Origin of the sequence: Massiliimicrobium timonense (assembly GCF_002160865.1) — a bacterium.
GTDB lineage: Bacteria > Bacillota_I > Bacilli_A > Erysipelotrichales > Coprobacillaceae > Allocoprobacillus.
Map to the genome: position 1 here is coordinate 59,013 of NZ_NFLJ01000012.1, position 6,393 is coordinate 65,405.

A 6,393-nucleotide genomic window follows, 5' to 3' on the forward strand; every position below is an offset into this window, starting at 1 on the left:
TACGTCATCAATTATAATAAAAACAGGAGGGATGGAAATGGATAAAGAATATATGACAATAGGACAATTAGCTAAAAAAATGAAAACAACAGTAAGAACTTTACAATTTTATGATCAAAAGGGATTATTAAAACCATCAATGCAAAGTGAAGGAGGGCGTCGACTTTATACCTATCAGGATATGGTACAGTTACATCAGATTCAATCATTAAAATCTTTAGGTTTTTCTTTAGACGAAATTAAAAATCAGTTAGAAGTATTAGATACACCCCAACAAGTCGCTCATGTTTTAAATCAACAAGCTTCATTAATTCAAGAAAAGATCAAACAATTGACAAAGGTTCTTCAAGATATAGAAAATCTAAAAGAAGAAGTGATACAGATGCAAAGTGTTGATTTTAAAAAATATGCAGATATTATTGTCAATTTACAGATGAATAATGACAATTATTGGGTGATAAAATATTTTGATGAAAAAACAATGGATCATATTCGTCAGCATTTTAATCAAGAAAGTGGACAAGAATTTATTAATCGCTTTCAACAATTATCTCAAAAAATCTTAGACTTACAAGAGCAAGGGGTCGATCCTTTAGACAAACGTGTTCGAGCATTAGCTGAGCAGTTCTGGAAAATGGTTGAAGAATTTACTAAGGGTGATATGAGTTTGTTGCCACAGTTGATGCAATTTGAGCATTTGAATGATAATCATAATCTAGCAAAACAACAAAATAAAGTGAATGCCTATCTACAACCGGCATTAGGTTTATATTTTGAAAAAGCAGGAATTAAGTTTGGAGATGAGTAATGTGAAGACAGTTATAAAAGTATCCCATGTCAGTCAAAGTTATGGTTCTTATCAAGTCTTAAATGATATTTCTTTTGAGGTTTATAAAGGGGAAATACTAGGTTTGTTAGGAATGAATGGTGCAGGGAAAACCACAACATTAGAGTGTCTGGAAGGATTTTTAAAATATGAAGGAAATATTTCCATTGATGGTCAAATAGCTATTCAATCACAAAATGAATCACTTCCTGCTTATATGAAAGTATCAGAAGCTATCACTTTGTTTTCTAAGTGGAAAAAAGCATCTTTAGAACCCCAATTATTAAAAGCATTGGATCTTTTATCCATAATGAATAAACAATATCAACAACTTTCTACAGGACAAAAAAGACGTTTGCATTTGGCTTTGGCCTTAATTGGACAACCTGATATTTTAATATTAGATGAACCAACAGCTGGTTTAGATGTAGCAGGACGTTTTGCTTTACATCAAATCATTCGTCAACTACAAAAAAAGGGTGTTACTATTGTCATAGCAAGTCATGATATGAATGAAGTTGAAAGTTTATGTCAGCGTATTGGTATTTTAAAACAAGGAAAAATGGTGTTTTTAGGAACGCTTGAGGATTTCACTTTATACATGGGAAAATGTTACCGTATTAAGGTTATCACGCAAGAGGGAGAAAATCTGTATACAACGCAAGATGTTCGACAGACTTTATCCCAGATTTTAGATAGTTATCAAAAACAAAATTTGGAGATTTTAGATATGAATGTGAGTCGAGGAACATTGGAACAGCACTTTATATCTATGGCAGGAGGTATCGAAAAATGAAAGCATTTTGTTATGGGGTGTGGATTCAATTTTTAATGGATTTACGAAGTCGTTCATTATTCATCACTTGTTATCTTGTACCGTTATTATTCTTTTTCATGATGGGAAGTGTTTTTACATCCATCATGCCCGAATATCAAGACACACTGATTGCATCTATGACCATTATGAGTGTATCTATGGGTTCATTGTTAGGTTTATCATCATCTGTTGTTCAAATTTATGGAACAACTCTCCAAAAAACATATATGGCTAACTCTCTGCCTGTTTATTATGGACTCATGACACTATTTGTGTCTGCATTTTTTCATCTCATGATTGTCAGTACACTGATTCTGGTTTTATCACCCTTCCTCTTTCATGCAACATTACCATCACATATAGGTATATATTATTTCCATCTTATTTTATTTATCATATCTTCCTTAGGTATTGCATCTGTACTTGGTTTATTCGTCAAAACACAAGGATTATTGACTATGATGAGTCAAATTATCTTTTTACCTTCTATCATTCTTTCTGGTATTATGTTTCCTGCTTCTATGTTGCCATCTTTTTTAGAAAATTTAGGAAAACTTTTTCCAGCAACATGGGGTTATTTATTGTTAACACAATCACAGGGACAATATATTTTGATTTTGATTATGACTCTTGCTTTTTTGATTTGTTTTCAAAGAATGCGTTCTTTTTATTCTTTTATAAAATGATATAATGAATAAGGGTGATAAAAATGTTATTGAATGAAATTGATGATATAGATTTTATTGAACCAATGCGTTTATGTACGGTAGATATTTTATATCATGAAGATGATGGCATCATTATGTTAGAAAAAGAAAGCCAATCATTGATGATTTCTATGAATGATATGAATAAATTGAAAACATTATTTTCTGTTTTGCATTTAGAAAACTATGATTTGTATAATGTCAAACAAAAAGAGATTGTTGATTTATTAATGACTGACTACCATAAAAAAGATTATTTTGCCTGTTATCAGGCAGTTTACCCTCATCAACAATTATTAGATCTGGCTATTCCTCAAGATGTTTCTATTCAACAGTTGAGCTTATCATATTTGGATGATGTTGATCAGATTTATCATCATATGGATGATAAAGATTATTTAAAAGAACGTATTGAACAAAAAGCCATGTGGGGTTTATTTGTTGATGATGAATTGGCAGGATTTATAGGGATGCATCGAGAAGGCAGCATGGGTATTTTAGAAATAAAGAAAGCTTATCAACGTCATGGCTATGGTTATTTATTAGAAGGATATCTTATCAATGAATTATTGAAACAAAAGAAAGTTCCTTATTGTCAAGTTATAGAAGGCAATGAGGCATCACTGGCTTTACAAAGAAAACTGCATATGAAAATATCATCACGCTATTCTTATTGGGTGTTTGATAACTAAAAAAGCTGTTTTTCAACAGCTTTTTAATCTCCTACACCAAAGTCAGTAGGTTCATATAAAAAATCATAACGTGGATCATCTTGTAAATAAGCATAGTTTTGCATAAACCATTGAACTAATTGATCATCTCTTTTCACTGGTGTTGAATTATTACGATAGATACTAATAGTTCCATAATCAAAATGATGTGTCAGAATATCCATATCTCTTTGAATCATTTCTTTTGTTTGTCCTTGAATACCAACCATTAAACATGGAGAATCAAAATACTGTTGGAGTTCTTTGATACTTGTAAAGGTTGCATTTTTATTCAAAACACGATTTCTAAAATCATCATCAAAAGTTTCAACACCAATTTTAATAATCATCTTGATCCCAAAAAAATCTCTGATGTCTTGAATGCGTTGATGATAAATCCAATGACTTTCTACAAATAATGTATGAATGTGCTTATCTTGAATGATTTGTTTGATTTGTTGTAATGTCTGTTGAGGCAATTCAAAAATACTGGCAGAATCAATGACTTCTAAAACACCGTATTGTCCAGTGACATGATTTAAGGCTTCAGTATTGATTTGAATCATTTCTTCTAGACATGTAGAATTGTCTTCGATATAATCGCAAAATGTACATTTTGACCAGGCACATGGTCTGGCTTTTAAAAGAACGATTTCTCTTTTGTACTTGTTTTCAATACGGCTGTATCTTTCCATGCTATCCCCCATTTCTCATAAAGATGTCCTCTTTCAATAATGGCTTTTGTCAAACAGACTGCAAAAAACTTATCCATGTAATCTGTAAAGACCTGTACAAGCAAAATACTTAAAATAAGTGGCATACCTAGATGATGAAACACAACGACAAAGGTACTACTGGCCCCACTTGTGATTCCATTAAATAAACCAGCTGTAATACAGGCACTTAATAAAGAAGTCGGTACGCCAACAAGGATTGAGCCAAGTGGTGTACGCCATCCTTTTAGCCATTTACCATGATAAAGTATTCCTGCAAAAAATCCTGTCAATAGCTGTACAGGAGCATAATAGAAAGAATACATATCAAACGTCATGCCACTTGTGATACTTCCTAAAACACCTGTCAGCATGGCATATTTAGGACCTAGAAGTCCTGCAACTAATATGGTTCCAATGGAATCCATATAAAATGGTATGGAGAATGTCATGGCTATAAAAGCTCCAAGTACGTTAAAAACAATACCCATGATAATCACCATTTGAATTTTTGTTTTCTTTTTCATATTCACTTTTCCTTTCTTCTAAAAAACAGTTAGAAGCCAGAAAAGAGATGGTGAGCCATCTCTTTTCCTTAGTTTTTTATACTGGGTTTGGCTCTCGAACCAGTGTATGTTTATTATAAAGAAAAAACAAAATGTCGTCAATAAGACATTTTGTTTGATGTTGGAACAAGACCAACAGCACGAATGATCTTTTGTCCATCTTCACTTTGAATATATTGAAATAATTTTTGAACTTCTTCATTTTGTTTTTCAATCGTATCCTTTGTCGCCATAACAAATGGTCTTTGTAAACTATATTGTCCATTTTGAATTGTTTCTTCACTTGCTTGAATGCCATCAATAGCTAATGGTTTAACTGTTTCATCAATCACATCTAATGATACATAACCAATCGCTCCATGAATAGATTGAACTTTCGCAATGATTGGTCCCGTTTCATTCACTTCATTAGCATATTGACATTGTTCTTCAATATGTAATATTTCTTCAAAAGCACTGCGTGTTCCGGAACCTGCTTCACGACCAACAACAACTATAGGTAAATCTTCGCCTCCAACTTCTTTCCAGTTACGAATCTTTCCTGTATAAATATCTATTAACTGTTGAGTTGTTAAATTATTGACTTTATTTTGTGTATCTGTCACAATCACAATCGCATCAATAGCGACAATATTTTCAATTAAACCTTTTTCCTTTTCACTGTCTTTAAGATAACGAGAAGAATTTCCAATATCTGTTGTACCATTGAGAACTGCTTCAATTCCGGCACTAGAACCCGTAAATTGAGGTTCTATTAATAATTCAGGATATTTGTCTTCTAAACCTTCTTTTAATGCATTGACCATCTTTTCCATAGATGTAGAACCATTTAAGCTGATTTTTTCTGTTTCTACATCAGCATTAGCATATGAACTCAAAAATGCGACACAGACAATAAAAACAACAACTAATATTCCAAACTTTTTCATCTTTATATCCATCCTTTGTTTTTTACACTCATACTTTAACAAATTTCTATCCCATATTCGTTAATATCTTGTATTAATTATGTTAAGTTTATGTAAAGTTTTAACATAAACTTAAAGAAATATTTACAAAAGAAAGTTTTTTGTAAAACTTAGAAAAAGTTTTGCCTTTTTTGAATGTATCTTATATAATATTTTTGATTTAAAGAGGAGAGGGACTATGATTGGTGATATTGAAACACTATGTAAACTAGCAAATATTAAATTAAATTTGATGAAAACAGATCCTAAACGCTTCTTTGTAAGAGCTTTTATGGCAGGTGCTTATTTAGGATTGGCTGCGATTTTATCTTATACTTTAGGAGCTTTGTTAAGTGATCATAATGTTGTAGGGAAAATTGCTGTGGCAGGATCATTCGGAATTGGTCTGGTTGCGATTGTCTATTTAGGAGCCGAACTTTTTACAGGAAATTGTTTTGTGACAATTATGCCAGTATTAAGAGGGGATATCAAATTACGAGAAATCATCCCGATGTGGGTTGTCTGCTATATTGGAAATATGATTGGGATTGCATTGATTTGTTTTTTATTTATTAAAAGTGGTGCTCAAGAAACAATTATGCAACCTTATTTAAAAGGTGTTATGGAATCAAAGTTAAACTTTGATATCATTGATTTATTAATTAAAGGTATATTATGTAATTTCATTGTTTGTGTCGCTGCTTATTCTGGGGTGAAAATTAAAGATGAAACAGCAAGATTAATTGTGATTATGATTCTGGTCATGACATTTGTTTTACCAGGATTTGAACACTGTATCGCTAATGGAGGAATTTTCACAATGGGAATCACACAATTAGGTTCAGCGATTGATTGGACAATGTTACCATTGCATATGCTCATTTCCACACTGGGAAATATTATTGGTGGAAGTGTTTTATTGGCAGTACCTATCTATATTATGTTTAGAACACCTCAAACAAAAAAATAAGGACAAAGAAAGCTATAGTTTGAACCGCCCCTGTCAAGTAGACAGGTGAAATAATTAAAAATGTTTTTGATGAAGTTGCCGAGGAGACAACTTCATTTTTCTTTATGCAGCTAATGTTGTATTACTTGTATAATGTT

The 6,393-nt window shown here is 31.8% G+C and carries 8 protein-coding genes and 1 riboswitch; of the genes, 5 read left to right on the forward strand and 3 right to left on the reverse strand.

Features of this window, described 5'->3' with window-relative positions:
• The first annotated feature begins 37 nt into the window (after positions 1 to 37).
• From B5E75_RS05450 to B5E75_RS05465, 4 genes are read left to right on the forward strand one after another with little or no spacing between them, the layout of a single operon-like run.
• Positions 38 to 808, forward strand: a complete 771-nt coding sequence (locus B5E75_RS05450) for a MerR family transcriptional regulator (RefSeq protein ID WP_087357776.1) — start codon at positions 38 to 40, stop codon at positions 806 to 808.
• Positions 801 to 1,622, forward strand: a complete 822-nt coding sequence (locus B5E75_RS05455; RefSeq protein ID WP_241146628.1) for an ABC transporter ATP-binding protein — start codon at positions 801 to 803, stop codon at positions 1,620 to 1,622. Before B5E75_RS05450 ends, B5E75_RS05455 begins: the two co-directional genes overlap by 8 nt.
• On the forward strand, positions 1,619 to 2,329 hold the full coding sequence (locus B5E75_RS05460; protein WP_087357778.1) for an ABC transporter permease: 711 nt from the start codon (positions 1,619 to 1,621) through the stop codon (positions 2,327 to 2,329). Before B5E75_RS05455 ends, B5E75_RS05460 begins: the two co-directional genes overlap by 4 nt.
• 23 nt (positions 2,330 to 2,352) lie before the next feature.
• Complete coding sequence (locus B5E75_RS05465) at positions 2,353 to 3,042, forward strand: GNAT family N-acetyltransferase (RefSeq protein WP_087357779.1); 690 nt, start codon at positions 2,353 to 2,355, stop codon at positions 3,040 to 3,042.
• A 23-nt stretch (positions 3,043 to 3,065) separates the two neighbouring features.
• Here the strand turns inward: B5E75_RS05465 and B5E75_RS05470 are convergent, their stop codons facing one another.
• The 3 genes from B5E75_RS05470 to B5E75_RS05480 all read right to left on the reverse strand — a co-directional run bounded on the left by B5E75_RS05470 (position 3,066) and on the right by B5E75_RS05480 (position 5,268).
• Positions 3,066 to 3,755 (reverse strand): radical SAM protein, encoded by a 690-nt coding sequence (locus tag B5E75_RS05470; protein ID WP_087357780.1) that lies wholly within the window; start codon positions 3,753 to 3,755, stop codon positions 3,066 to 3,068.
• The gene (locus B5E75_RS05475) at positions 3,701 to 4,300 is read right to left on the reverse strand and encodes an ECF transporter S component (protein ID WP_087357781.1); all 600 of its coding nucleotides are present in this window, start codon (positions 4,298 to 4,300) and stop codon (positions 3,701 to 3,703) included. Before B5E75_RS05475 ends, B5E75_RS05470 begins: the two co-directional genes overlap by 55 nt.
• Positions 4,301 to 4,362: 62 nt before the next feature.
• A riboswitch (PreQ1 riboswitch) is annotated at positions 4,363 to 4,409 on the reverse strand.
• A gap of 28 nt (positions 4,410 to 4,437) precedes the next feature.
• Positions 4,438 to 5,268, reverse strand: coding sequence for a phosphate ABC transporter substrate-binding protein (locus B5E75_RS05480; protein WP_087357782.1), 831 nt, complete (start codon positions 5,266 to 5,268; stop codon positions 4,438 to 4,440).
• A gap of 217 nt (positions 5,269 to 5,485) precedes the next feature.
• Between B5E75_RS05480 and B5E75_RS05485 the strand changes: the two genes are divergently transcribed.
• Entirely contained in the window at positions 5,486 to 6,256 is a 771-nt protein-coding gene (locus B5E75_RS05485) for a formate/nitrite transporter family protein (protein ID WP_087357783.1), read from the forward strand.
• The last annotated feature ends 137 nt before the right edge of the window (positions 6,257 to 6,393 follow it).